Origin of the sequence: Nocardia sp. NPDC052001, from assembly GCF_040680615.1 — a bacterium.
In the GTDB taxonomy this organism is placed as follows: domain Bacteria; phylum Actinomycetota; class Actinomycetes; order Mycobacteriales; family Mycobacteriaceae; genus Nocardia.
The window spans coordinates 1-25,170 of record NZ_JBFAXC010000017.1; the positions used below are offsets into that span (position 1 = coordinate 1).

General features: G+C 67.0%; 25 protein-coding genes. 9 read left to right on the plus strand and 16 right to left on the minus strand.

Annotated features, from left to right (window positions below; all coding sequences use genetic code 11):
• The first annotated feature begins 490 nt into the window (after window positions 1-490).
• Complete coding sequence (locus AB0L82_RS40220; protein WP_364649548.1) at window positions 491-772, plus strand: hypothetical protein; 282 nt, start codon at window positions 491-493, stop codon at window positions 770-772.
• A gap of 96 nt (window positions 773-868) precedes the next feature.
• On the opposite strand, the gene AB0L82_RS40225 is transcribed toward AB0L82_RS40220, so the two are convergent.
• The gene (locus tag AB0L82_RS40225; protein ID WP_364649551.1) at window positions 869-1,300 is read right to left on the minus strand and encodes a DUF4189 domain-containing protein; all 432 of its coding nucleotides are present in this window, start codon (window positions 1,298-1,300) and stop codon (window positions 869-871) included.
• Window positions 1,301-1,508: 208 nt separating this feature from the next.
• Between AB0L82_RS40225 and AB0L82_RS40230 the strand changes: the two genes are divergently transcribed.
• Window positions 1,509-1,919, plus strand: coding sequence for a VOC family protein (locus AB0L82_RS40230; RefSeq protein ID WP_364649554.1), 411 nt, complete (start codon window positions 1,509-1,511; stop codon window positions 1,917-1,919).
• 55 nt (window positions 1,920-1,974) lie between these two features.
• On the opposite strand, the gene AB0L82_RS40235 is transcribed toward AB0L82_RS40230, so the two are convergent.
• The 8 genes from AB0L82_RS40235 to AB0L82_RS40270 form a co-directional block, all read right to left on the minus strand.
• Window positions 1,975-3,279 (minus strand): sigma-70 family RNA polymerase sigma factor, encoded by a 1,305-nt coding sequence (locus AB0L82_RS40235; protein WP_364649557.1) that lies wholly within the window; start codon window positions 3,277-3,279, stop codon window positions 1,975-1,977.
• 12 nt (window positions 3,280-3,291) lie between these two features.
• Window positions 3,292-3,711, minus strand: a complete 420-nt coding sequence (locus AB0L82_RS40240; RefSeq protein WP_364649560.1) for a YciI family protein — start codon at window positions 3,709-3,711, stop codon at window positions 3,292-3,294.
• 201 nt (window positions 3,712-3,912) lie between these two features.
• Window positions 3,913-5,535 (minus strand): chaperonin GroEL, encoded by a 1,623-nt coding sequence (gene groL, locus AB0L82_RS40245; RefSeq protein WP_364649563.1) that lies wholly within the window; start codon window positions 5,533-5,535, stop codon window positions 3,913-3,915.
• Between the two features lie 161 nt (window positions 5,536-5,696).
• The gene (locus AB0L82_RS40250) at window positions 5,697-5,996 is read right to left on the minus strand and encodes a hypothetical protein (protein WP_364649566.1); all 300 of its coding nucleotides are present in this window, start codon (window positions 5,994-5,996) and stop codon (window positions 5,697-5,699) included.
• Window positions 5,997-6,042: 46 nt separating this feature from the next.
• Window positions 6,043-6,777: a Clp protease N-terminal domain-containing protein gene (locus AB0L82_RS40255; RefSeq protein ID WP_364649569.1), complete on the minus strand. Its 735-nt coding sequence runs from the start codon at window positions 6,775-6,777 to the stop codon at window positions 6,043-6,045.
• 64 nt (window positions 6,778-6,841) lie between these two features.
• Complete coding sequence (locus AB0L82_RS40260) at window positions 6,842-7,930, minus strand: FAD-dependent oxidoreductase (protein WP_364649572.1); 1,089 nt, start codon at window positions 7,928-7,930, stop codon at window positions 6,842-6,844.
• A 180-nt stretch (window positions 7,931-8,110) separates the two neighbouring features.
• Window positions 8,111-9,010, minus strand: coding sequence for an RNA polymerase sigma-70 factor (locus AB0L82_RS40265; RefSeq protein WP_364649574.1), 900 nt, complete (start codon window positions 9,008-9,010; stop codon window positions 8,111-8,113).
• Window positions 9,011-9,062: 52 nt separating this feature from the next.
• The gene (locus AB0L82_RS40270) at window positions 9,063-9,494 is read right to left on the minus strand and encodes a hypothetical protein (protein ID WP_364649576.1); all 432 of its coding nucleotides are present in this window, start codon (window positions 9,492-9,494) and stop codon (window positions 9,063-9,065) included.
• Between the two features lie 177 nt (window positions 9,495-9,671).
• Between AB0L82_RS40270 and AB0L82_RS40275 the strand changes: the two genes are divergently transcribed.
• Window positions 9,672-10,481, plus strand: coding sequence for an alpha/beta hydrolase (locus tag AB0L82_RS40275; RefSeq protein ID WP_364649579.1), 810 nt, complete (start codon window positions 9,672-9,674; stop codon window positions 10,479-10,481).
• Window positions 10,482-10,565: 84 nt separating this feature from the next.
• Here the strand turns inward: AB0L82_RS40275 and AB0L82_RS40280 are convergent, their stop codons facing one another.
• From AB0L82_RS40280 to AB0L82_RS40295, 4 genes are all read right to left on the minus strand, one after another.
• A complete protein-coding gene (locus AB0L82_RS40280; RefSeq protein ID WP_364649582.1) occupies window positions 10,566-10,928 on the minus strand; it encodes a UBP-type zinc finger domain-containing protein in 363 nt (120 codons plus the stop codon).
• A gap of 15 nt (window positions 10,929-10,943) precedes the next feature.
• Window positions 10,944-12,419, minus strand: coding sequence for an ATP-binding protein (locus AB0L82_RS40285; RefSeq protein ID WP_364649585.1), 1,476 nt, complete (start codon window positions 12,417-12,419; stop codon window positions 10,944-10,946).
• 10 nt (window positions 12,420-12,429) lie between these two features.
• The gene (locus AB0L82_RS40290; protein ID WP_364649588.1) at window positions 12,430-14,103 is read right to left on the minus strand and encodes an FAD-dependent oxidoreductase; all 1,674 of its coding nucleotides are present in this window, start codon (window positions 14,101-14,103) and stop codon (window positions 12,430-12,432) included.
• Window positions 14,104-14,202: 99 nt separating this feature from the next.
• Window positions 14,203-14,409, minus strand: coding sequence for a hypothetical protein (locus tag AB0L82_RS40295; protein ID WP_364649591.1), 207 nt, complete (start codon window positions 14,407-14,409; stop codon window positions 14,203-14,205).
• Between the two features lie 223 nt (window positions 14,410-14,632).
• Here AB0L82_RS40295 and AB0L82_RS40300 point away from each other — a divergent pair, with 223 nt between their 5' ends.
• Together AB0L82_RS40300 and AB0L82_RS40305 are read left to right on the plus strand one after the other, a co-directional pair.
• Window positions 14,633-15,085, plus strand: coding sequence for an SRPBCC family protein (locus AB0L82_RS40300; RefSeq protein ID WP_364649594.1), 453 nt, complete (start codon window positions 14,633-14,635; stop codon window positions 15,083-15,085).
• A 48-nt stretch (window positions 15,086-15,133) separates the two neighbouring features.
• A complete protein-coding gene (locus AB0L82_RS40305; RefSeq protein ID WP_364649597.1) occupies window positions 15,134-15,817 on the plus strand; it encodes an SIMPL domain-containing protein in 684 nt (227 codons plus the stop codon).
• On the opposite strand, the gene AB0L82_RS40310 is transcribed toward AB0L82_RS40305, so the two are convergent.
• Window positions 15,814-16,872: a beta-ketoacyl-ACP synthase III gene (locus AB0L82_RS40310; RefSeq protein WP_364649600.1), complete on the minus strand. Its 1,059-nt coding sequence runs from the start codon at window positions 16,870-16,872 to the stop codon at window positions 15,814-15,816. The two genes, AB0L82_RS40305 and AB0L82_RS40310, sit on opposite strands and share 4 nt — an antisense overlap.
• Before the next feature lie 284 nt (window positions 16,873-17,156).
• Between AB0L82_RS40310 and AB0L82_RS40315 the strand changes: the two genes are divergently transcribed.
• The 4 genes from AB0L82_RS40315 to AB0L82_RS40330 all read left to right on the plus strand — a co-directional run bounded on the left by AB0L82_RS40315 (window position 17,157) and on the right by AB0L82_RS40330 (window position 22,533).
• Complete coding sequence (locus AB0L82_RS40315) at window positions 17,157-17,873, plus strand: phosphatidylserine decarboxylase (protein WP_364649842.1); 717 nt, start codon at window positions 17,157-17,159, stop codon at window positions 17,871-17,873.
• Window positions 17,870-18,751, plus strand: coding sequence for a CDP-diacylglycerol--serine O-phosphatidyltransferase (pssA, locus tag AB0L82_RS40320; protein ID WP_364649604.1), 882 nt, complete (start codon window positions 17,870-17,872; stop codon window positions 18,749-18,751). The genes AB0L82_RS40315 and pssA overlap by 4 nt, the downstream gene beginning before the upstream one ends.
• 103 nt (window positions 18,752-18,854) lie before the next feature.
• Window positions 18,855-21,089, plus strand: a complete 2,235-nt coding sequence (locus tag AB0L82_RS40325) for an AAA family ATPase (protein WP_364649607.1) — start codon at window positions 18,855-18,857, stop codon at window positions 21,087-21,089.
• 88 nt (window positions 21,090-21,177) lie between these two features.
• A complete protein-coding gene (locus AB0L82_RS40330) occupies window positions 21,178-22,533 on the plus strand; it encodes a hypothetical protein (protein ID WP_364649610.1) in 1,356 nt (451 codons plus the stop codon).
• Here AB0L82_RS40330 and AB0L82_RS40335 read toward each other — a convergent pair.
• Entirely contained in the window at window positions 22,499-23,854 is a 1,356-nt protein-coding gene (locus AB0L82_RS40335; protein WP_364649613.1) for a DUF5933 domain-containing protein, read from the minus strand. The genes AB0L82_RS40330 and AB0L82_RS40335 overlap by 35 nt on opposite strands.
• 162 nt (window positions 23,855-24,016) lie before the next feature.
• Complete coding sequence (locus tag AB0L82_RS40340) at window positions 24,017-25,162, minus strand: glutamate--cysteine ligase (RefSeq protein ID WP_364649616.1); 1,146 nt, start codon at window positions 25,160-25,162, stop codon at window positions 24,017-24,019.
• Window positions 25,163-25,170 lie beyond the last annotated feature (8 nt).

The following is a 25,170-nucleotide window of genomic DNA, read 5'->3' on the forward strand; positions in this document are numbered from 1 at the left end:
AACTCGCTCCGAAGAGCTAATTGGAAGAATTAACCAGAGTCCGAAAACCTTGGCAAAATCAAACGCCAGCAAAAGTATTTGCTGACTAAATGTCCGAACCTCCTCACACGGGGGTGTGGAAGGCCGGAACCAATAAAATATTGGCACTGACATTCATCGACACACTATTGAGTTCTCAAAGAACACACGCACACAGAACTTCGCGGGCTCTTTGTCCCGGTCAGTCTCTGAGGCAACTTTTACAGCTTAGCTCTTACATCGCAGCAGAACCAAATCCGCTGGTCAGTGGAGCTAGTGTGACTGTCAGGCGCTCCTCGTACAACCTCGTTTCCCAGGCCCTTGGGGCTCCGGGTCGGTGTCCGTGTCGCTCTGACCTGGAATAAGTTACGTGTCGCTACGAACGAAGTCAAATCGGCTGGTCAGAGGCTTGAACCGGGCAATCCGAACGAATGGTCTCACCGATGCGCGGCCGAAGCGCACCCTTGTTCGTGTGTACGTCTGCGATTGGTCGATAACGAGCGGTGTCATCGGCGAGTTCGCGGAGCGAATACATCGCGAGGGTGAGGCGCAGTGGCGAGTCAGCTGGCTGCCCGGGCGACTGCTCACCCGGGAACAGGCGCTCGCCGCCATCGAATTGGTGGAACTGCTCTACGACACCACCCGCGCGGATGACGCTGACGCCCGCACCGGGATCGCGGCGGCCGCCGCCCTGCTCGGCATCCGGCCCATCGACGCCGCGGCCGCACTCTCCGAACGACATCCCGGACGATGACTCCCCCACCGACGACTCCCCCCTCAACGCCGGAGGCCGGCTCACCCAGTGGGTGAACCGGCCTCCGTGGAAACGCGAAAATCAGATCAGCTCGGATCAGTTCGCGTTACCCGTGCACTTGGAGACGACCAGGATGCCCTGGCTGCCCGCGGCACTCATCGTGGACGGGCGGGACGCACCCGCGATCGCCTGACGCTCGGCTTCGAAGCGGGTCGGCGCGGTGCCCCAGAAGTAGCGCGCGTTCGAACCGGAGGTCTTGGCGACGGCGCCGCAACCATCCTTGAAACGCACCGCGATGTGGCAGTACGTGGAATCTCCGCAGTCGCTGAGCGCGTCGCGGTCCGCCTCTTCCCAGTTCGGGTAGTTGTAGGCGGCGTGCCAGTCCTCGGTGTCATCGGTGTACTCGAGGATGGCGATCGAACCGTAGAGGCTGCCGTCGGGGCCAGCCTCGGCGTTGGCGGACCCAGCGCCAACCATGGCACCGGCCAGCGTCGAAACGGCGGCCAGACCCAGGGCAACCTTGCCCATTGCAAACATTCAGTACTCCCCATCAGAAACGGCCTCATTTGCAAGACCGGATCTGATCTTGACCGCTCGTATCATGAAAAGTCCAGCGGAATCTCATTCCCAGGGAACTCATCGGAAATTCAGAGAAAGCTCGAGTACACCGATTAGTTTCGCCGGGGTCGGACGTCAGTACCGATGTTCCCAGTTCGAGCACAGAAAAGAGCAGCCCATGAGCACCGACCTCGCCCTCACCCACGTCTCGCTGCTGGTCGACGACCAGGACAAGGCCCTCGAGTTCTACCGCGATGTCATCGGCCTCGAAGTCCGGCAGGACATGGCTTTCCCCGGCGGCCGCTGGCTCACCGTCGGCCCCGCCGCACAGCCCACCATCGAATTCATCATCGAGAACCCGGCGATGAACCCCACCCCCGAAGCGGCGGCGGCCGCCGCGGCCCGGCTCGCCAGCGGTGCGCAGGGCACCCTGATCTTCCGCGTCGAGGATGTCACCGCACTGTTCAACCAACTTCAGGAAGCGGGAGTCCGGGTCGACCAGCCCCTCATCGACCAGCCGTACGGCATGCGCGACTGCGGCTTCCTCGACCCGTGGGGCAACCACCTGCGCTTCTCCCAGGTGCTCTGAAACCACCCCAGAATTCAATACTGTTGCCCTGCAACGCTTTACAACGGTACGGGCATCAATCGAGAGCGGCGACCTTGCGTAACAGCAGGTCCCGCTCTCGGTCGTTCGCGCAGAGTTTCGCGGCCCGCTCGAGCTCATCGCGCGCCTCATCGGTGCGATCCAGGCGGACGAGCAGCTCCCCGCGAACAGCCGGGAGCAGATGCGAATTCGGCAGCGCGTCGGCGGCCAGCAGTTCATCGACGATCGGCAGGGCCGCCGCCGGACCCTGCGCCATCGATACCGCCACCGCACGATTGAGATCGACGATCGGGGACGGCGTGAGCCTGCCGAGCGCCTCGTAGAGCAGCACTACGCGCTCCCAGTTCGTGGCATCGACGGTCGGTGCGACGGCATGGCATTCGGCGATCGCGGCCTGCAACCCATACGCGCCCAAACCCCGGCCGAGCTGACCGGCCCGCGCCAATGCGGCCCGGCCGCGGCGGATCGCGGCTCGATCCCAACGGCGGCGATCCTGATCCTCCAGAAGCACCGGCTCACCATCCGGGCCGGTGCGGGCCGGAAAACGCGCCGCCGTCAATTCCAGCAGCGCCGAAAGACTGTGCGCCTCGGGCTCATTCGGCACCAGATGGGTCAGCACGCGCGCCAGCCGCCGCGCCTCACCGGCCAGATCGAAGCGGATCAGATCGCCGCCCGAACTGGCCGAGGAGCCCTCGGTGAAGATCAGATAGACCACGCTCAGCACCGATCCGAGGCGTGCCGCCCGCTCGGCGGCGGGCGGCACCTCGAACGGAACCCGCGCCGCCCCGAGGGTTTTCTTCGCCCGGGTGATGCGGGCCTGCACGGTGGCGGTCGGAACCAGGAACGCCTTGGCGATCTCATCGCTGGTCAGACCGCCCACCACCCGCAGGGTGAGCGCCACCCGGGCCTCACGCGACAGCACCGGATGGCAGGAGATGAAGATCAGCGTCAGCACATCGTCGTCGATCTGGTCCGGATCCCACAGCACATCGGCATCCGCCGCGGGTTCGGCCGCGGTACCGCCCGATACGGCCTCGCCCTCACCCAGGTCGCGGGCGAGCGCGGAGTACCGCTCATCGAGCGCGGACCGGCGGCGGAAGCCGTCGATCGCGCGGCGGCGGCCGACGGTCAGCAACCAGGCCGCCGGATTGCGCGGCACTCCCTCGCGCGGCCAGGTCACCAGTGCTTCGGCCAGCGCCTCCTGCGCGAGATCCTCGGCCAGCGCGAAATCGCCGGTATAGCGCGCGAGCGCACCGACGATTCGCGCCGACTCGATCCGCCAGATGGCGGCGACGGCCTCACGGCCCGTGGCGGTGGGCTCGTGGCCTGCGGGATCGGTCATCAGCGGTGTCGCTCAGAGCTGACCGGTGGCCTCACGCCACTTGCGTTCCTTCTGAATCCACTCGTTGTCCTGCGGAAACTCATCGATGGTGGTGACCCGGCGAATCTCGGTCTTGAAACCCGGACCCGTCATCGGCGACCGCTTGGCCCATTCGATGGCCTCCTGCTTGGACGCCACATTCAGGATGTAGAAGCCGCCGAACAGTTCCTTGGTCTCGCCGTACGGGCCGTCGGTGACCACCGGGGTTTCGGACGAGAAGTCGATGACCACGCCCTCGGACGGATCGTCCAGGCCCTCGGCGGCGAGCAGTACGCCCGCGCGGATCATCTCGTCGTTGTAGGCGCCGACGCTGTTGATGACCTCGGTGAAATCGGCGGTCATCATGCTCCCCAGCGCTTCGTCGGTGGCCCGGAAAATCAGCATGTACTTCATGGCTCTGTACTCCTCAGGTCGACGGGTCCCGTTCGGACCCTTTCACCACAAGGTCGAATAGGGAAGGACGCGGATCGACACAGCCGGTGAAGTTTTTTCCACGAATTTTTCCGCCGGGTCCGTGACCCGGAAACGCCGGAAGCCGGCTCGCCCGCAGGCGAACCGGCTCCCAGTTCGAAAAGTGTTGCCGGAAGGCAGGACTCAGAAGTCCATGCCACCCATGCCACCGGTCGGGTCGCCCGCGGGGGCGGCCTTCTCCGGCTTGTCGGCGACAACGGCCTCGGTGGTGAGGAACAGCGCGGCGATGGACGCGGCGTTCTGCAGCGCCGAGCGGGTGACCTTGACCGGGTCGGCAACGCCGGCGGCCAGCAGGTCCTCGTACTCGTTGGTCGCGGCGTTCAGGCCGTGGCCGTCGGGCAGGTTGCTGACCTTCTCGGCGACGACGCCGGGCTCCAGGCCCGCGTTGAAGGCGATCTGCTTCAGCGGCGCGGACAGCGCGACGCGAACGATGTTCGCGCCGGTGGCCTCGTCACCGGTCAGCGACAGCTCGTCCAGAGCCGGAGCCGACTGCAGCAGGGCCACGCCACCACCGGCGACGATGCCCTCTTCGACGGCGGCCTTGGCGTTGCGCACGGCATCTTCGATGCGGTGCTTGCGCTCCTTGAGCTCGACCTCGGTGGCGGCACCGGCCTTGATGACCGCGACGCCGCCGGCCAGCTTGGCCAGCCGCTCCTGCAGCTTCTCACGGTCGTAATCCGAGTCCGAGTTCTCGATCTCGGTGCGGATCTGCGCCACGCGGCCCTTGATGGCCTCCGGGTCGCCCGCGCCCTCGACGATGGTGGTCTCGTCCTTGGTGATGACGACCTTGCGGGCCTGGCCCAGCAGCTCGATGCCGGCGGTCTCCAGGGAGAGGCCGACCTCTTCGCTGATGACCTCGCCACCGGTGAGGATGGCGATATCGGCCAGCATGGCCTTGCGACGGTCACCGAAGCCCGGCGCCTTGACGGCGATGGACTTGAAGGTGCCACGGATCTTGTTCACGACCAGGGTCGAAAGCGCTTCGCCCTCAACGTCTTCGGCGATGATCAGCAGCGGCTTGCCGGCCTGGATGACCTTCTCCAGCAGCGGCAGCAGGTCCTTGACGGTCGAGATCTTCGAACCGACGAGCAGGATGTAGGGATCCTCCAGGGAGGCTTCCTGACGCTCCGGGTCGGTGACGAAGTAACCCGAGATGTAGCCCTTGTCGAAGCGCATACCCTCGGTCAGCTCCAGCTGGAGCCCGAAGGTGTTGCTCTCCTCGACGGTGATGACACCTTCCTTGCCGACCTTGTCCATGGCCTCGGCGATGAGCTCACCGATGGACGAGTCGCCGGCCGAGATACCGGCGGTAGCGGCGATCTGCTCCTTGGTCTCGACCTCCTTGGCGGTGGCGAGGAGGCGAACGGTGACGGCCTCGACGGCCTTCTCGATGCCACGCTTCAGACCCAGCGGGTTCGCGCCGGCCGCGACATTGCGCAGGCCTTCGCGTACCAGCGCCTGGGCGAGCACGGTGGCGGTGGTGGTGCCGTCGCCAGCGACGTCGTCCGTCTTCTTGGCAACTTCCTTGACGAGCTCCGCGCCGATCTTCTCGTACGGATCCTCGAGCTCGATTTCCTTGGCGATGGAGACACCATCGTTGGTGATGGTGGGGGCGCCCCACTTCTTCTCCAGCACGACGTTGCGGCCCTTCGGGCCCAGCGTCACCTTGACAGCGTCGGCCAGGGCGTTCAGACCCCGCTCGAGACCGCGGCGAGCCTCTTCGTCGTACGCAATTGTCTTGGCCATTGCGTTGAGATCCTCCAGATCAGGGGATTGACACGATCTGGCCAGGCGCGGTGCCCGCGACGGACGACCTCGATGGGCCTCACCGTCCCGACCTAGCACTCACAGGTCAGGAGTGCCAAAGCCATTTCTAGCACTCACACCCGGCGAGTGCAAGGTCGGGGCTAGCGGACCAAGCGGTCGTCGACGCGCAGAAGTAGAGCGATCAGGGCGTCGGTGCGGCGTTCCTCGGGGGTGCGCGGCTCGCCCTGATCGATGGTGACGAGTTCGGCGTCGTTCAGCAGGAGCTCGGCTTCGATGCGCATGATGGCCCGGACGAAGGCCGGGGCGATGTCCGGTGGGAGGTCGCCGTTGACGATGGTGCCGCCGTCAGGAGCGTCTTCCATGGAGACATAGGAGAGCGCGCGCACCAGATCGCTGCGCTTTTCCCCGGCAACCAGGTCGGAGATTTCCTCGTCCGCCATACCCACATGGTATCGGGCGTGGCTACTGAGACGGGTGAGGCGGGGTTTATTGCGAGTCCTCGGCCGGAACGGGCAGCGAGGCGAGCAGTTGCGCGAGGTCCTCGGACACGCCCTCCTTCTCCAGACCCAGACCGGACAACACACCGCTACCGGCCTCAGTTTCGAGCAGCGCGAGCAGCAGATGCTCGGTGCCGACGTAGTTGTGGCCCAGGCGAAGTGCCTCGCGGAAGGTGAGTTCCAGAACCTTCTTGGCCTGAGAATCGAAGGGAATCAACGCCGGAATGGTGTCCGCGCTCGCGGGCAGGGCCGCGGTGGCCACCCGGCGGACGGCGTCGACGCTCACGCCCCTGCCCTGAATGACGTGCACGGCAAGCGATTCCGGCTCGTGCAGCAGACCGAGCACGAGATGTTCGGGGGTGATCTCGGCATTGCTCGCATCGCGGGCTTCCTCCTGCGCACCGACCACGACCTTGCGGGCGCGCGGGGTGAAGCGAGCGAAACCGGCGCTCGGATCCATGGTCGCGGCGGCCGCGTCACCCGGATTCTTCGGGACGAAACGCTTCTGCGCGGCCTGTTTGGTGACGCCCATGCTGCCGCCGATATCGGTCCAGGAGGCGCCGGAGCGACGGGCCTGGTCGACGAAATGGCCGATCAGATGATCGGCCAGATCGCCGAGGTGTCCGGCGAGCACGACCGCGTCGGAGAGCTGTTCCAGGGCGTTGTCGGGGCGGGCTTTCTTGATGCCGTCGATCAGGTCGTCGAGGCGGAAGGGATTCGTCATGCGTCAACTGTAGGTTGACCGCGCGATGTTGGTCAACCTCTGGTTGACGAAATCTTCGGCGGATTCAGGGCTTCGCCGCCATGCGGATCGCACCGTTGACGATCTGCTCCTTGATCCAGGCCCCGGTCCGGCCGGTCAGCACCGTGCGGGCCGGGGAATCATCGGCGCGCACGAACTGAACAACCCCGTCCTTGCGGCCCAGGCTGATGCATTGGAGGTGGTAGCGGAAGCGCCACGGCGCTGGCGTCTTGCCGGCCAGGCGCGTGGTGAGGGCCGTCGCCGCGTACTTGCCGGTGGGCAGCGCGGTGGCGCAGGCCATGCGGAGATCACGCTCGGCGGGACCGGCGACGACCGCGGCATCGCCCGCGACGTAGATCTCCGGATGCGACCGGGAGCGGAGTTCGGCGTCGACCAGTATCCGGCCGCGCGCGTCCACCGCCAGACCCGAACGGGCCGCGATCTCGGGGACCGCGAAACCCGTTGTCCAGAGCACTGTTTCGGCATCCAGCGCGGTGCCGTCGACCAGTTCCAGACCCCGCGCGGTGACCGCCGCGACCTTGCTGCCCGAATGCACCCGCACCCCGAGCCGATCCAGCACCGCGCGAATGTGCCCGTGCGCCTTGGGTGAGAGCCACGCCCCCGGCTCCTCGGCGCTGACCAGGTGCACCTCCAGATCCTGGCGGGCCTCGGCAAGTTCGGTGGCGGTCTCGATCCCGGTGGAACCGCCGCCGACCACCGCGACGCTGCCGGACAGGGCCGGAATGCGCGCCACATCCTCCGGGGTCGCGATCGGATACGCGTATTCGGTGGCTCCGGGAACCGCGCTGGTATCGGCGTGACTGCCCAGGGCGTAGATGAGCGAGTCGTAGGACACCGACCAATCGCCCTCGAGGCGCACGACGCGCTCGGCGGTGTCGATGGCGCGCACCCGCGCCTGCACGAACTCGATACCCTTGCGCTCCAGCAGTTCTCCGAGATCCCAGCGGGCAATGTCCTGCCCGGTCAGCGCCTGATGCAGCCGCACCCGCTCCACCAGTTCCGGCCGCGCGTCGATGACGGTGACGCGCACGCCTTTCGCCTTCGCGGCCTGGCGTGCCGCCGACAGGCCCGCGTATCCCGCGCCCAGGACGACGATTCGATGTGCTCCGGTCATGAGAGTGGCCCCTTCTCGTGCTGGACCGGCACTTTCGCCGATCCGACACCCTCTAGACCGGATAGGGGCGCGATTCCTGACAGCCCCGGGGTGTGTGCCGCGTCACCGGGTGTGGATCCCGGCCACAAGCACGCCGGGATGACGGGGTGCGCGGGCGATGGGCCGACGCGGCGGTGTAGGTCAGGCGGTGCGGGAGGTGATGTGGTCGGCGCGCTGGAAGTAGGCCAGTTTGTCGGGGTTGACGACCAGGTGGAGTGCGGACACCTGACCGTCGGCGAAATCGACGCCGACCACGCCGATGACGGCAGCGCCGGTGCGGGCGACCAGGGCGGGCGCGCCGTTGACGTCCTCGGCGGTGAGGGACAGTCCCGGGAAATCGCGGGAGAGCAGGCCGACCAGGTAGCGGGCCACCCGGCTCGCCCCGACCACCGCGCGGCGGGCCGCGTTGATCTTGTCCCCACCATCCGCGACCGAGACGATATCCGCGGTGAACATCGCCTCCAACGCCCCCACATCACCGGATTGCGCCGCGGTCAGGAACTTTTCGATGAGGGCGTAGGCATGCGCGGGCGCCGGATCGAAGCGGGTGCGGTCCTCGCGCACGCGCCGGGTGGCGCGGCGGTAGAGCTGCTGGGAATTGGCCTCGGTGAGATCGAGCATGTCCGCGATCTCGCGGTGCGCGTACCCGAACGCCTCGCGCAGCACGAAGACCGCGCGCTCGGCGGCGGTCAGGCGTTCGAGCAGGGTGAGGAAGGCGAGCGAGACCAGTTCGCGCTGTTCCACCGATTCCAGGGGGCCGAGTTCGCCCGCGCCGGTGGCGACCGGTTCGGGCAGCCAGGGGCCGAGGTAGGTTTCGCGGCGGGCGCGGGCCGAATCCAGCCAGTTACGGCAGATATTGACCAGGATGGTGGTCAACCATGCTTCGGGGGAACGGATTTCGGCATTCGCACTGCCCGCCCAGCGCAGATAGGTCTCCTGGACGGCGTCCTCGGCCTCGCTCGCGGAGCCGAGCATGCGGTACGCGAGCGCGAACAGGCGCGGCCGGTGCCGCTCGAACTCCACCACTGCACCGGCGTCCATGGGTTCACCTGTCCTCGCCCAACCTGATTGGACTTGGACATTACGCCCTGCGCTATTTCGTCGCCCCGATGGCGTTGGCGACGGGGGTGTCGGTGTAGGCCGAGGCCAGGCAGGCGAGTTTGGCGGTGCCGAGGGCGACATTGGGGCTGCCGTCGAATTTGGAACCCGGGTTGGCGGCGAGCACCTGCTGGATGACCTGCTTCTCGGTGTCGCCGTCCAGGTTCCGGAATTCGCCGCAGGTGGTCTTCGCGCCGTTGGGTGCGGTGGTCTGTTTGACCGCGGCGGTGCTCGCGGGAGCCGCGGTGGGCGGCTCGACCGGGGCGGCGGCGGGGGTGGAGGCTATCGGGGCGGCGGATTTGACCGCGGCGGAGGTGGACGTTTCCTTGCGTAGCTCGCTCGCATCGGTGGACTTGTCCGATCCACACCCGGTGAGGCCCAGTACCAGCGCGCCCGCGGCGAGGGCGACGATCGCAATCTGTTTCATAACCCTTTTCCGAGACCGTTCGCGCACCGGTCCGGCCCGGCGCTCGCAGCAGAGTACCCGGACACGGCGGGGCGGCGCACCGGGGTGCGAGGCAATCCGGCAGTGCCGGCGATAGCCGTCACGTATCGTCATTACGAGGCGAAATGAGACGAATTACCTTCAACCAGAGGAGGTCTCATGCCCGCACCGAAAACCCCCATCATCTTCGTGCACGGTCTGTGGATGCATAGCGACAGCTGGACCCCGTGGCTCGAATACTTCGACCGCGCGGGATTCGCGACCGTCGCACCCGGCTGGCCCGGTGACGGACCCGATCCCGGCAGCACCCGCGCGAATCCGGACGCGATCGCGAATCGCGGCATCGCGGAGATCACCGACCAGTACGCGAAATACATCGCCGACCTGCCCGCACCGCCCATCGTGATCGGCCATTCCTTCGGCGGCCTGATCGCGCAGCGACTACTGGCGCAGGGCAGCGCCATCGGCTGCGTCGCCATCGCACCGGCGCAGTTCAAGGGCGTCTACGCGTTGCCGCCCGCCCAATTGCGCAGTGCCGGGCCGATTCTGGCGCGGCCGTGGCTGCGGTCCAAGACCTGGTCGCATACCGCGGACAGTTACCACCGCTTCTTCGCCAATTCGGTGCCGCGCGCGGAATCCGATCAGCTGTTCACGCAGTACGCGATTCCGGCTCCGGTGAAACCGCTGTTCCAGGCAGCGCTGGCGAATGTCAGCCCGAAATCCGAGGCGACCGTGGACGTGCTCGCCCCGCGCGGGCCGCTGCTGCTGATCGCGGGCACCGAGGACCGCACCGTTCCGGCGGCCATCGTGCAGTCGGAATACAAACTGCAGCAGAAGAATTCGGGTGTCACCGAGTTCAAGCTGCTGGAGGGGCGGTGTCATTCGATGGCCGCGGATCACGGCTGGCATTCGGTCGCGGATCTGGCGCTGGAGTTCCTGTCCGACCAGAAGCTCGCGCCGCTGGAATGAGTCGCACGCTTCAGTAATGAGCAAAGCCCTTGGGAGACAGTGTCTCCCAAGGGCTTTCACACGCCGTCGATCAGCACGGATCGCTCAGTTCAGGTGGCTCTGCCAATCCGCGGGCACCCGCTCGCGCGGGCCGGGGACCGTCTGCGTAGCCGGATGATGGTGCGGCGCGGCCAATTCCGGCCCGTCACCGTACATATCCTCGGTCTGATAGTTGTAGAACCAGGTCTCACCGGGCTCATAGCTCTGCGCGAACGGATGTCCGCTGCTGGCGGCGTGCTTGGAGGCGTGCTGCGACGGCGAACTGTCACAGCAGCCGACGTGCCCGCACTGCGCGCAGCGGCGCAGGTGCAGCCACCAGCCCGCAGTGGCGTCGCATTCCACGCATCCGGCGCCACTCGGGGGCACACCGGGATCGATGCCCTCGATCTCCGCCGACTTGTCCGACATCATTGGCCTCCTGTATCAGCTTGCCGGGCTTGCTGTTTCGATGATCTCAGGTGCGACCGCATCCGATGAGCCTTCCAGCGGCAGGCGCACGATGAACCGGGTATCGCCCGGTTCGGACTCCACCCGGATATCGCCGTGATGCTTGTTCACCACGATGCGGAAGGAGATGTCCAGGCCCAGACCGGTGCCCTCGCCGACCGGCTTGGTGGTGAAGAACGGTTCGAAGATGCGGGTGCGGATCTCCAGCGGCACACCCGGCCCGGTGTCACCGATTTCCACTGCGGCGCAGTCACCTTCACGATAGGTGCGAATGGTGAGCGTGCCCCGCCCGGCCATCGCCGAGATGGCGTTGTCGATCAGATTGGTCCACACCTGATTCAGTTCCGCCGCGTAGCAGGGCACCGCGGGCAAACCGTGGTCGTACTCCTTGACCACCTGGATATCGTCACCGATCTTGCGGCCCAGCATGACCAGCGTGCTGTCCAGCAGTTCATGGATGTCGACGACCTGGAAGGGCGCGCGATCCATCTGCGAATACTGCTTCGCCGCGTTCACCAGCGTGGAGATGCGGGTGGTGGAATCCGCGATCTCGTTCATGAGCAGTTCGGTCTCGACGGTGTAGTTGAGCCAGCGGATCGCGCCCTCGAAAACCGCGCCCTCACAACCGGTGAGCGTGCCGTGCACCTTCTCCAGCCAGTCGATATCGAATCCGGCCTGTACGAAGGTCGGCGCGATATCCCAGCCGTTGCGGATATCGTGCGCTTCGAGCCAGTCGCCGAGTTCGTCCTCGCGATCGGCCGCCTCCATGGGCGTGAGCGTGGGAGCCTTGGCCACCTGCGCGGCGGCCTCCTCCTGCAAGCCGGCCAGCGCGTCCATGGTCGCGGAGTCGAACTTGCCCTGCGACATCATCTTCAGCTTGTGCCGCATCCCGGCCACGCGTTCGCGCAGTGCGGATGTGGCGCGCACCGCGGCGGCGGCCGGATTGTTCAGCTCGTGCGTCAGGCCCGCCGAGAGCGAGCCCAGCGCCAGCAGCCGCTCCCGCTGGCCGATGCGCTCATTGGCATTGCGATTGCCGAAGAAGACGCCCTCCAGCAGATGCACCGCCATCGGGAACCATTCCTGCATCATCTTCGCGAAGACGCCCGCGTCCAGCACGAAGAATTTGGACGGCTTGGTGACGTAGAACGATCCGGCGTAGTGCTGGTCGACCTTATCGCCCATATACGCGGTCCACGCGCCCGAATAGGACCCGTGATGATCGGTGCGGACGAGTTCGATCTCCTCACCGCCCGACATCTTGGTCAGCCGGACCTCGCCCTCCATGAGCACGTAGAAGCAGGTGCCCGGATCACCCTCGCGGTACACCAGACCGGGTTCGAAGCGTTCGACGCGGCCGTCCTTGCAGAGCCAGGCCAGCTGTTCGTCGTTCAGTTTCTCGAACAGGAATAGGTCCCGCAGTTCCTCGGGATCGCAGATCAATGACTGTCCCACGGTTCAACTCCTACTGTTTCGCGATCCAGCGGTGCACCAGCATGACGGCCATCGCGCCCTCACCCACGGCCGATGCCACTCGCTTCGCCGATTCCGACCGTACGTCGCCCGCCACGAAAACTCCGGGAACGCTGGTCTCCAGATGTTGCGGCGATCTGGTCAGTTCCCAGCCCGCGGGCTTGTTGCCGTCGATCATGAGATCGGGTCCGGCGAGCACGTAGCCCTTGTCGTCGCGATGCACCACGCCGTCCAGCCATTCGGTTTCCGGCGCGGCGCCGATGAACAGGAACAAACGCTCGGCGTCGACCTTTTCTTCCACGCCCGTGGCGTTATCGCGCAGCACCAGGCGTTCGAGGTGATCGTCACCGTCGGCGGAGACGACCTCGGTGCGCGCGTGCACCTTGATGTTCGGAATCTGCTCGATCTGCTGAATCAGGTAGTGCGACATGGAATCCACCAGGGATTCCGCGCGCACCAGAATGTGCACGGTGCGCGCGTGCCGGGACATGTAGACCGCCGCCTGCCCGGCCGAATTCGCGCCGCCGACGATGTAGATATCCCGATCGGTGCAATCGGACGCCTCGGTCATGGCCGAGCCGTAGTAGACGCCGCGACCGGTGAAGTCATCCACGCCGGGAGCCGGGTGATGCCGGTAGTTGACGCCGGTGGCGATGAGCACGCTGTGCGCGGAGATGCTGCCGCCGTCGGCGAATTTCACCACGCGGGCCGAACCGCACGGTTCCAGCGAGACCACTTCACGCGCGGTGATGAGTTCGGCCCCGAATTTCACGGCCTGCCGCCGGGCGCGATCGGCGAGCTGCGCGCCGGAGAGCCCGTCCGGGAAGCCGAGGTAGTTCTCGATGCGCGAACTCTGGCCCGCCTGGCCGCCGGTGGCGGTGCGTTCCACCAGCACCGTGCGCAGGCCCTCGGACGCGCCGTACACGGCCGCGCCCAGTCCGGCGGGTCCGCCGCCGACCACGATGAGGTCGTAGAACTCGTCGACGGGGGCGATATTCAGCCCGACCGCCTCGGCCAGCTGCGCGTCGGTCGGCGTGCGCAGTACCTCACCGCCCTGGTTGATGATCACCGGGCAGTCGTCCTCGGTGGCATCGGCGGCGATGAGCAGACGGGCGCCCTCGGGCTCGTCGACCTGGTACCAGCGGTAGGGCAACTGGTTGCGCGCCAAGAACTCCCGCACCTCGGAGCAGCGGGCCGACCAGCGGTGCCCGACCACCTTGGTCTCGGTGACGGGCTTGTGGTCATCGCTGCGCCAGGCGTCGAGCAGCGCGTCGATCACCGGGTAGAGCTTCTCCTCCGGCGGATCCCACGGCTTGAGCAGGTAGTGGTCCAGGTCGACCACATTGATGGCCTCGATGGCCGCGTCGGTGTCGGCGTACGCGGTCAGCAGCACCCGCCGCGCGTACGGGTGCAGGTCCATGGCCTGCTCCAGGAATTCGACGCCGTTCATATTCGGCATGCGATAGTCCGCGATCAAGACCGCGACCGGCTGGCCGCGCAGTTTCAATTCCCGAAGTACCTCGAGCGCGTCCGCGCCCGACTCCGCCCGCAGAATCCGGTAATCGGCCCCGTACCGGCGGCGCAGGTCACGGACCACGGCACGTGAGACGCCCGGGTCGTCGTCCACGCTGAGGATGGCCGGCTTGGCGGCAGCTGGTGAAGTCACCTAACGAGTATGAGCCGCGTAGGCAAGTCGGATCGGTCCTGTATGTCCGCCATGCGCGAACGGTGCTGCGGGGGGCTGCGCTCGAGGGTGCTCACCCGGTCAAATCCGGTGGTGCTGAACCAGATCCAGCTCGTTCGGGGTGAGCAGTCGTTCCAGTCGTTCTTCGGACTGACCATTCGGTTTTGATCGCCCGGGTCGCCGGGGAAGCTGGGAGGCATCGCGCTCATCGAAGGGCAGGAGCGGGACCGTCTCGGCATTTCCGCCGGAGACTCTGGTCTTGCGATGCAGGAGCGAACGCAGTTTCACGGCCGATCACCTCACGTTTCGCATCGGAAGCTGGTGGCCTTGTCTGTTATTTCGTCTATCCCACATTGTGCGCTGCCCATTACATTCGCCAGTACGGCAACACCGGAATGTGATCTAGTTGATTTTCAGTGTTCGGATGGTCCCCGGATGTTCGATTGACCCGATATGTCGGTACAGAACTAGGATTCGTAGTACTGACAGTCACATCTTCTCGGAGGCAGCGTTGCCGAACACTCTCGAAGCCACCATCGACATCGCCGCGGCGCCCGAACAGGTCTGGAACGTAGTCTCCGACCTCAAGCGCATGCCGGAATTCAGCCCCGCGACCGTGCGCATGCAGCCGCTCGGCAAGACCAAGACCGGCACCTGGACCCTCAACCTCAATCGTGACGGGGCCAAGTTCTATCCGACCACCTCGCGGATCGTGCGCTTCGAGCCCAATCGCGCGATCGCCTTCCGGATGAACGAGAACCGCACCATCTGGAGCTTCACCCTGGAGCCCACCGCCGACGGCGGCACCCATCTGGTGCAGCGCCGCGATATCCCCAACGGCGTCAATCCGATCGTGCGCAAGATGATCGACGCCATCCTCGGCGGCGAACAGGTATTCGAGGCGAACCTCGTCAGCGGTATGAACGAAACCCTCGGCAGGATCAAGCAGACCCTCGAGAAGTGATGTGCGTGTTTACCCCTCGACCGCGGGGCTGATGCGTAGGTTCGCGTTATGCGACGACGTATAGGGATCTGCGCCGCGGCCACCGGACTCGCGCTGCTGCTCACCGGATGTGGTTCCGATGGCGACCGTTCGGTGACGGTGGTCGGCAATGGCAAGGTGTCCGGCGTTCCGGATGTGCTCAATGCCGATCTCGGCGCCGAGGTGAGCGCGGCGGATGTGTCCACCGCGGTCGACGGGGTGAACGACAAGGCCAAGGCCATGACCGACGCCATGGTCAACGCCGGGGTCAAGCGCGAGGACGTGAAGACCAGCGAACTCTCCGTGCAGCCCACCTATGGGCCGGAGGGACGCACCGTGATCGGTTACAAGGCAAGCAATTCCGTGCATATCGCGGTGCGTGATCTGCCCAAGGCGTCGGCCATCCTGGACGCGGCGGTGAAGGCGGGCGGCAATGACACCCGCATCTCCTCGGTCGCGTTCGGGCTCGAGGACAATACGAAACTGCTCTCGGACGCGCGGGCGCGCGCCTTCGACGATGCCAAGGCGCGAGCGCAGCAGTACGCGGATCTGGCCGGGCTGAAATTGAAGAGCGTCAAGACGATCAACGAGGGCAGCAGCGGCGGGCCGACACCGATGCTGCGCCAAGCCGCCCCGAGTGCGGGCGACTTCGCGCTGGAACCGGGCCAGCAGACGGTGACCTTCGATGTCACCGTCGTCTGGGAACTCGGCTAGCCCTCCTGGGTGCTCAGTTCCGGCTGGCTCCGCCAATTCGGCAGTGTCACAACCTGTGCCGCGTAGGACAGGCCCGCGCCGAAGGCGATGAGCAGGGCGGTGCCGCCGGGTTTGGCATCGCCCTGGCGCAGCAGCGCCTCCATCGCCAGCGGAATCGAGGCGGCCGAGGTGTTGCCGGTCTCCTCGATGTCATTGGCGAGGGCGCAATGGTCCGGCAGGTGCAGTACCCGAGCCATGATCTCGATGATCCGCCCGTTGGCCTGATGCGGGATCATGGCGTCCAGCTCATCCGGGGTCAGGCCCGCGCGGTCGATGGCGTCCCGGCAGACCTTCTCCAAAGAGTGTGCGGCCCAGCGGAATACGGCCGTGCCCTCCATGGCGAGATACGGGCGGACGGCATCGAGGCCCTTCGCGTCGATCTCGCGGAAGAATTCCATCCAGTCCTTGTCCTGACGGATGGCGTGGTGCTGGGTGCCGTCCGAACCCCAGACCGTCGGCCCGATGGCGGGCTCCTCGGACGCGCCGACGATCACCGCGCCCGCACCGTCCGCGAACAGGAACGCGGTGCCGCGGTCGGCCGGATTGATGGTGTCGGTGAGCCGTTCCACGCCGATGACCAGGACATTGCGCGCGGTGCCGCCCTTGACCAGGTCCGAGGCCACCGCCACGGCGTGACAGAACCCGGCGCAGCCGGCCGAGATGTCGAACGCGGCAATACCGTTGAGCCCGAGTTCGGTGGCGATCTGCGGTGCCGCGGCCGGGGTGAGTAGCAGCCAGGTCGAGGTGGCGACGATGACGCAGTCGATCGTGCTCGCGTCGATCTCGGCGGCTTCGATGGCGTCGCGGGCCGCGGCGGCGCTCATGCTGATGATCGTCTCGTCTTCCGACGCGAAGCGCCGGTTGCGGATGCCGGAGCGGGTCCGGATCCACTCGTCACTGGAATCGATCGGCCCGGCGACCTCATCGTTGCTGACGATTCGAGCCGGGCGGTACACGCCGAGCCCGAGCATTGCGGTGTGCTCTACCCCGCTGATCGAGGCAATTCGAGCAGCCATGGTGCATCTCCTATGTACTGCGCGTCGAACATGACCTTCATCGGGTTCCCCACCCCCCGCGGGACGCGAATGCCGCAGACATGAGGCCCCCTCATATTAATCGGAACAGCCTCTCATGGTTGTGCGTTCCCTCACAATTCGCCGCCGATGCCGGACCGGTCACCATGGTGTAGGGGACGGAGAACGCGAGTGCTGGGCCACCTTCCCGTATCGTGTGAGCGCGGTGCGCACAGCGTGGATATCGCGGTGCGCAACCCACCTACCCGCGCATGAAAGAGGAGCTTGTGGCCCGCCGTCCCACCCCGCCCGGCACTCCCGAAACCACCGGACTCGGCCACGTCGCCGACCTGGTCCGCTCCGCCATCCCGCCGCTGCACCCGGCCGGTCTGCCCTTCGTGGCGGCCCCGCTCGCGGTCGCCGTGCTGGGCTTCCGGCGTAAGTGGGTGCGGCGCACGGGTTTGTTCGCGGCCGCGGCGACCGCGACCTTCTTCCGGCATCCGCATCGGGTGCCGCCGAATCGCCCCGGCGTGGTCGTCGCGCCCGCCGATGGTGAAGTGGCGCTGGTGGATACGGCCGTGCCGCCCGCCGAGTTGAATCTCGGTGATCAGCCGCTGCCGCGTGTGAGCATCTTCCTGTCGGTGCTGGACGTGCACGTGCAGCGCATGCCGATCTCCGGCAGCATCGACAACATCGTCTACAAGAAGGGCGAGTTCCTCTCCGCGGACCTGCCCGAAGCCAGTGACGCCAATGAGCGCAACTGCATGGTGGTGCTGACCGAGAACGGGCAGCGCCTGGTGGTGGTGCAGATCGCCGGACTGCTGGCGCGGCGCATCGTCTGCGAGCCCAAGATCGGCGACAAGCTGTCCATCGGCGAGACCTACGGGCTCATCCGGTTCGGCTCGCGCGTGGACACCTACTTCCCGGCCGGGACCAAACTGCTGGTGGTGCCCGGGCAGCGCACCATCGGCGCGGAAACGGTACTGGCCGAACTGGATTCATGATGGAACAACTCGCGCCGACACCGGCGCTGCGCCGCTCGGCTCGCAATCGCACCGTGCGGCTGCTGCCGAGCATGGTCACCATTCTGGGACTGTGCTCGGGGCTCTCGGCGGTCAAGTTCGCCATGCAGGGTCAGCTGGCGATCGCGCTGGCGCTGGTCGGCGCGGCCGCCATCTTCGACATGCTGGACGGGCGCATCGCCCGCATGCTCGACGCCACCACCAAGATGGGCGCGGAACTCGATTCGCTCTCCGATGCCATCGCGTTCGGCGTCGCGCCCGCCCTGGTGCTGTACGTGACGTTCCTGCACGCGGACAGCATCGGCTGGATCGTGGCGCTCATGTTCGCGGTCTGCATGGTGCTGCGGCTGGCCCGCTTCAACACCCTGATGGACGATGACAGCCGCCCGGATTGGCAGCGGGAGTACTTCACCGGTGTGCCCGCGCCCGCGGGCGCGCTGATCGCGCTGCTGCCCATCGCGCTGTCCGAGCAGTTCGGCGACGGCTGGTGGGTGAGCTTCCCGGCCGTGGCGGTGTGGGTGGTGCTCACCGGCCTGCTGTGCGTGAGCACGCTGCCGACGCTGGCGATCAAATCGGTCTCGGTGGCCCCGCGCACCGCGCCGGTGCTGCTGGTGCTGGTGGCGCTGGCCGCCGCCCTGCTGGTCACCTACCCGCTGATCCTGATGATGGCGCTGGTGGTGCTGTATCTCGGGCATATCCCGTTCGCCGTGCATTCGGCGCGCTGGGTGGCGGCCCGCCCGGAAACCTGGGATCACAAGCCCGCCGAACGCCGGGCGCAGCGGCGCGCCCAGCGCCGCAGGCCGATTCGCAGCATCTCCACCGCGCGCCTGCGCCTGCGCCGCCCGGGCGGACGGCTCTAGTCACACCTGTTTCCGAATGCCCCCGGTTCTCGTGAACCGGGGGCATTCGGCTTTTCGGACCGAGGACGGGTGCTTGCCCGCCCGGTTCCAGCACAATGGTGGCGTGCCCGAACTCTCGTTGACCGCACGACTCAATATTTCCGCCGCCGACGCCCGGAGGGGGTTGGTGCGGCTGCATCCCGAAGCGCTGGCGGCGCTGGGGTTGCGGGAGTGGGATGGGATAGCGCTGATCGGGGCGCGGCGCACGGCGGCGGTGGTCGCCGTCGCCCCCGCCGGAACGCCGACCGGGGTGGCGCTGCTCGATGACGTGACGCTGTCGAACGCGGGTGTGCGCGAGGATTCGATGGTCACCGTCGCACCGGCGACGGTATTCGGGGCCAGGCAGATTTCGGTGACCGGTTCGACCCTGGCCACCGGGTCCATTCCGGAGACCACGCTGCGGCAGGCACTGCTGGGCAAGGTGGTCACGGTCGGCGATACGGTCTCGCTGCTGCCCCGCGATCTCGGCCCCGGCACCAGCACTTCGGCTGCGGCGCAGGCGCTTTCGCGGGCCTTCGGAATCGCCTGGACCTCGGAGTTGCTGACCGTGACCGCGACCGACCCCTCCCCCGGGCCGGTGAGCGTGCAGCCCAATAGCGCGGTGGTGTGGGGTCCGGGCATCGCGGCGACGGATTCGCCGCGTTCGCTCATGGGCGATACGGCGGCGCAGGCCCCGGATCGCCGCGATCGGCCGATCGACCCGACCCGTGCGGCCTCGCCCGCACCGGTGACGGCGGTGGCGGTGGCCGATCTGGCGGGCGTGCAGGCGCAGGCCGCCAAGCTGACCGAATGGCTGAACCTGGCCCTGGACGAGCCGGAACTGTTGAAAACCCTTGGGGCGTCTTCACATCTGGGCGTGCTGGTCACCGGCCCGGCCGGGGTCGGCAAGACCACCCTCGCGCGCGCGGTGACGGGTTCGCGGCGGCTGGTGGAGTTGGACGGCCCGTCGGTCGGGGCGGCCGAGAGCGGCACCCGGCTGCGCGAGGTGAATCTCGCGGTGTCCGATATCTGTTCGGGTGCGGGCGGGGTCCTGCTGATCACCGATATCGACGCGCTGCTGCCCGCCACGGCGGAACCGGTGGCCACGCTGATCCTCGATCAATTGCGGGCGGCGGTGGCGTGTCCGGCGGTGGCCCTGCTGGCGACCACCTCGCATCCCACCGAGGTCGATGCCCGGCTGCGCGGGCCGGAACTGTGTGATCGTGAGGTGTCGCTGCCGCTGCCGACGGCGGCCGTGCGCGCGGCGCTGCTGGAGCAGCTCCTGCGCCGAGCGCCGACCGCGGAGTTGCAACTGGACAAAATCGCCGCGCGCACACCGGGTTTCGTGGTGTCGGATCTGGCGGCGCTGGTGCGCGAGGCCGCACTGCGGGCGGCGTCGCGGTCGAGCCGGGAGCATTCGGAGCCCATGCTGCGGCAGGAGGATCTCGAAGGGGCGCTGGAGGTGATCCGTCCGCTGTCTCGTTCGGGGTCGGAGGAATTGGCCATCGGCTCACTGGGTCTCGACGATGTCGGCGATATGGTCGAGACGAAGCAGGCGCTCACCGAAGCGGTGTTGTGGCCGCTGCGGCATCCGGATTCGTTCGCGCGCCTGGGCATCGATCCGCCGCGCGGTGTGCTGCTGTACGGCCCGCCGGGCTGCGGCAAGACCTTCCTGGTGCGCGCCCTGGCCAGTACCGGGCAATTGAGCGTGCACACCGTCAAGGGTGCCGAGCTGATGGATAAGTGGGTCGGCTCCTCAGAGCGCGCGGTGCGTGAATTGTTCCAGCGCGCACGCGATTCCGCGCCCTCGCTGATCTTCCTGGACGAGGTGGACGCGCTGGCTCCGCGCCGGGGCCAGAACAGCGATTCGGGTGTGACCGATCGGGTGGTGGCGGCCCTGCTCACCGAACTCGACGGTGTGGAGCCGCTGCGCGATGTGGTGGTGGTCGGCGCGACGAATCGGCCGGAATTGATCGATCCGGCGCTGACTCGTCCGGGCCGGTTGGAGCGCCTGGTTTTCGTGCCGCCGCCCGATGCCGCGGCGCGCGCGGAAATCCTGCGCACGGCCGCGAAATCGGTGCCGTTGGCGAAAGAGGTGGATCTGCGCGAACTCGCGAAGGATTTGGATGGCTATTCGGCCGCGGATTGTGCGGCGCTGCTGCGGGAATCGGCGTTGTCGGCGATGCGGCGCGATGTGGACGCGGCCGATGTGACCGCATCGGATGTCGCGGCGGCGCGGTCCGCGGTGCGCCCGTCACTGGATCCGGTGCAGGTGGAGACGTTGCGGTTGTTCGCGGCGCAGCGGGCGGCCTCGGGATAGCCGGAATTGGTAACTGGATCTTCCACTCGAATTATTAATTAGGCGAGTCGGACTGATCGGTACGCGATAGCACGGTATTTTCACCCAGGTGAGGCCGTATCAGGTAGCGACCGAGACGATCACCGCACTGGTCGCGACGACGGTTGCTGGACTTTCGCTAGCCATGCCGATCGATTTCGGCTGGACCTCCAATACCTCCGCGCTGCAATTGGATCTGATGGCATATACGCTGCCGCGGGCCATCGGTGCGGGCGTGCTCGTCGCCATGATCTCCGCGGTCTTGATCACCACCCTCGGCAGCATTGTCATCGCCTGGTCCACCGCGCTCGGCGGTCTGCTCGCGCTGACCGTGAACCACATCTTCGGGCATGAGAGCCCACCGGTCGGCGCGCTGTCCACCATGAATTTCATCGACGCGCTGGCGAGCGGGCTGGTGCTGGGCGCGCTCGGCGCGGCGGTGCTGCATCACCGTTTGCCCGCGTACGGCTGGACGCTCGGGGTCATCACCAGTGTGCTGCTCGGCTCGGTCAGTCCGATCCCGCATCTGGGCGGGGCGCTCAAGGACGGCTCGGGCGACAGCGCCTGGGAGGCGATGGATATGCCGCCGCTGTGGATGCTGGAGACCGCGCTGGTGCTGGTGGCCATCGGCACGCTGAGCAATCGCAATCGCAAACCGGCCGAACGCCCCTCGATCGAATTGCCGCTGGCGCCGATTCTGGCGGGTGTGGTGCTGGTGCTGGTCACGGTGGCCAGTGCGGAGTGGCTGTCGCGGCACGGTGACAGTTTCGCCGGTGTCGGGCTGGCGGTGCTGACCACGGTGGCGACCGCGCTCATCGCGGCCATGCTGCTGCCGGGTCGCGATGGTGAATTGGTGCTGGTGATCGTGGGTTTGGCGGCGGTGGGTTCCGCCGCGCTGGCGGCGGAATTGCCCGCCTGGACCATTCCGGTCGCGGTCGCCATCACGGTGTTCGGCATGTGGTACGGCACCCGCCGGGGTGCGCCGATGACGTGTCTGGTGCTGATCCTGGTGCTCGGCCTGTTCACCGCGATGACCGCGGATTCGGAGTGGGCGGTGCTGACGGTCGGCGGTACGGCGGCGCTGGCCTGGCTCACCGGCTACGGATTGACCTCGGCGAACCCGCGTTTCGTGCCGAACCGGGTACTGGCCACCATCATCGTGTTCATTCCGTCGGCGGTGCTGGGCCTGCGCGACTATGTTGCCCGCGGGCACTACGCCATGCAGGATTCCAGCCGGGCGGTGGTGTGCACGGTGGTCTCGGAGGACACCTCCGCGCCGGCGTGGACGGCGAGCCTGATCGTGATCGGCTGCATCGTGGGCCTGTACGCCCTGCGCCGCAATCGTTCCGCGGCGACTCCCGAAGCCGAGGCGAGCGCCGCGGGTACCCCGGTTACCGAGCCACCTGGTTCAGCGGCAGCGGATTGACCGCGGGTTCGGCCGCGAACCAGGTGCGATAGAACAGCGTGACGTATCCGGCGAGCAGGCCGAGGATGACCACTCCGGCGGGTACCGGGTTCTGGGCGATCTCCAGCGACAGGTACCGGTAGCCGAGCAGCAGCAGCGCCACCAGAGCCGCGCCGCCCGCGACCAATTGCACGCGGGCGCGATCCCAGCCGCGCTCGGGTTCGCGCAGCGCGGATTCGATGGCCAGGCACAGCACCGCGCCCGCGACCAGGTCCGCGCCGTAGTGGTAGCCGAAGCCGAGCGTGGCCGAGAGCGTGGCGATGAGCCAGAAGGCGCCGCCCCAGCGCAGCCAGGTCGGTGCGGGCGCGCCGTCGGCGTCGCGGCGGGAGTGGATGAAGATGGTCAGCGCCCACGCGGTGTGCAGCGAGGGCATGCAGTTGCGCGGTGCGAGGTTGCCGAACGGGAGCGCGCCGGGGTGAAGATCGATGGGCGGCACCACATTCGGCCAGTAGTCGCCGAGCGCGAAGCCCTTGCCGTCCGCGCCGTAGGCGAAGATGGGGCCGACCACGGGGAAGATCACGTAGAACAGCGGGCCGATGAGCCCGACCACCAGGAAGGTGCGAACCAGGTAGTGCCCCGGCCATTTTCCGGTGGTGACCACGCCGCGCAGCTGCCAGATGGTGACGATCATCGCGCCGACGGGCAGTTCGATGTAGACCCAGTGCAGGACGAAACTCGCTATCGGCCCGAGGAATTCGAGCACCTGCCCCATCACCCAGGACGGATTGCCGAGGGCATGGTCGACCAGCACCACGTGTTCGTCGAGCACCTTGGGCCCGGCCATCATGGTGACCATCAGCCAGACTTCGGCGACCTTGCTGGACAGCGTGAGCAGGATGCCGAGCGCGGCGGCGTGCAGGGCATTGCGTTTATCGGCGCCCTCCCAGCCGAAGTTCGCGATCAGCACGATGGCGGTGAGCACGATGACCGGACCGTTGCCCAGGGCCAGCGGTCCGCCGCTGAGGCTGCGCACCACCTGGTAGACCAGGTCGATCCCGGCGGCCGCGCCGACGGCGATGAAGCGCCGTCGCCAGTTCAATCCGATCAGGGCCAGGCCGAGTCCGGCCCACGGCACGGTGACCGATTTGGGGGTGCCCGCGTAGTCCGCCCAGAGGCTTTCCAGGGGGCCGAGGAAGTCATTGCGGGCCGCGACGATCTGCAGTGCGATGAGCAGCACGGGGACGGCGGTCAGCAGCGCCGTGAGCTGGAGGCGCCGCGAGGGCAGCCATGAGGTCCGGCGTGCTCCACCCACCGTTTCGGGACGCGGACCGTCGAGCAACACCGGACCATAGTAAACGCCGTGTGAACACCGGCCCCCGGGCGCGCTGAATACGAGCGGTCATCCCCGCCGCACAGCTCCCGGTCAGCCCTGGCCAGCGCATACGCCGTTCAACCGGGCGTAACCGAAATCACACCCGCGCGAAACGGGCGCGGTGCGCGAAACCTACTGTGCCAGTTCCTTGACGAGGGAGTCGACGACGCTGACCAGATCGCCCTGATTGGCCGCGGCGACCCGGCGCTGGCGCTGATACGAGGCCCCGCGCTTGGGGATATCGGCGACCAGTGCCAGCTCGTTCTCACAGCCCAGGCTCTTGGCGGTCGGTTCCAGCCGGTTCAGCAGTTCCATCAGGTCATCGGTGACCAGCCGCTCATTGCTCGCGGCGTCGGTGATGATGATGGCGTCCAGCCCGTAGCGGGCCGCGCGCCACTTGTTCTCCTGTACATGCCACGGCGGGATGGTCGGCAGCGTTTCCCCCGCTTCGACGCGGCGGTCCAGATCCACGATGAGGCAGTGGATGAGCGCCACGATGGCGGAGAGTTCGGATCGGCTCGGGGTGCCGTCGCAGACGCGGACCTCGATGGTGCCCCATTTGGGCGCGGGGCGGATGTCCCAGTGCATGCCGCCGATCTGTTCGAACACACCGGTTTTCATCTGGTCGTGCGCGAAAGCCTCGAACTGCGTCCAGTTTTCGAATTGGAAGGGCAGTCCGGCGGTGGGCAGCTGCTGGAACATGAGGGCGCGATTGCTGGCGTAGCCGGTGTCAACGCCCGCCCACATCGGGGAGGAGCTGGACAGCGCGAGCAGGTGCGGATAGGACAGCAGCAGGCTGTTCAGGATCGGGAAGACCTTCTCCGGGTGCGAGATTCCCACGTGCACGTGCACGCCCCAGATCAGCATCTGGCGGCCCCACCACTGGGTGCGCTCGATCAGTTCGTCGTAATGCGGACTGCGCGTGAGCTGTTGGGTGGACCACTGCGCGAACGGATGGGTGCCCGCGCAGAACAGGTCGACGCCCAGCGGATCGGCGGCGCGGCGCACGGCATCCATGGTGGCGTGCAGTTCGTCCACCGCTTCGCCCGCGGTGTCGTGCTTACCGGTGACCAGCTCGACGGTATTGCGCAGCAGTTCCTTGGTGATCTGCGGATGGCCATCCCACGAGCGGAGATCGCCGCACGCCTCGAAAACCGCTGCGGCCGTGTTGGAAAGGTCGCGCGTCTGTTTGTCGACGAGCGCGACCTCCCACTCCACGCCGAGCGTGGGCCGAGGCGAACTGTTGAAGTGGACCTTCGAAATGCCTGCCCCGGCCATGGTTCACC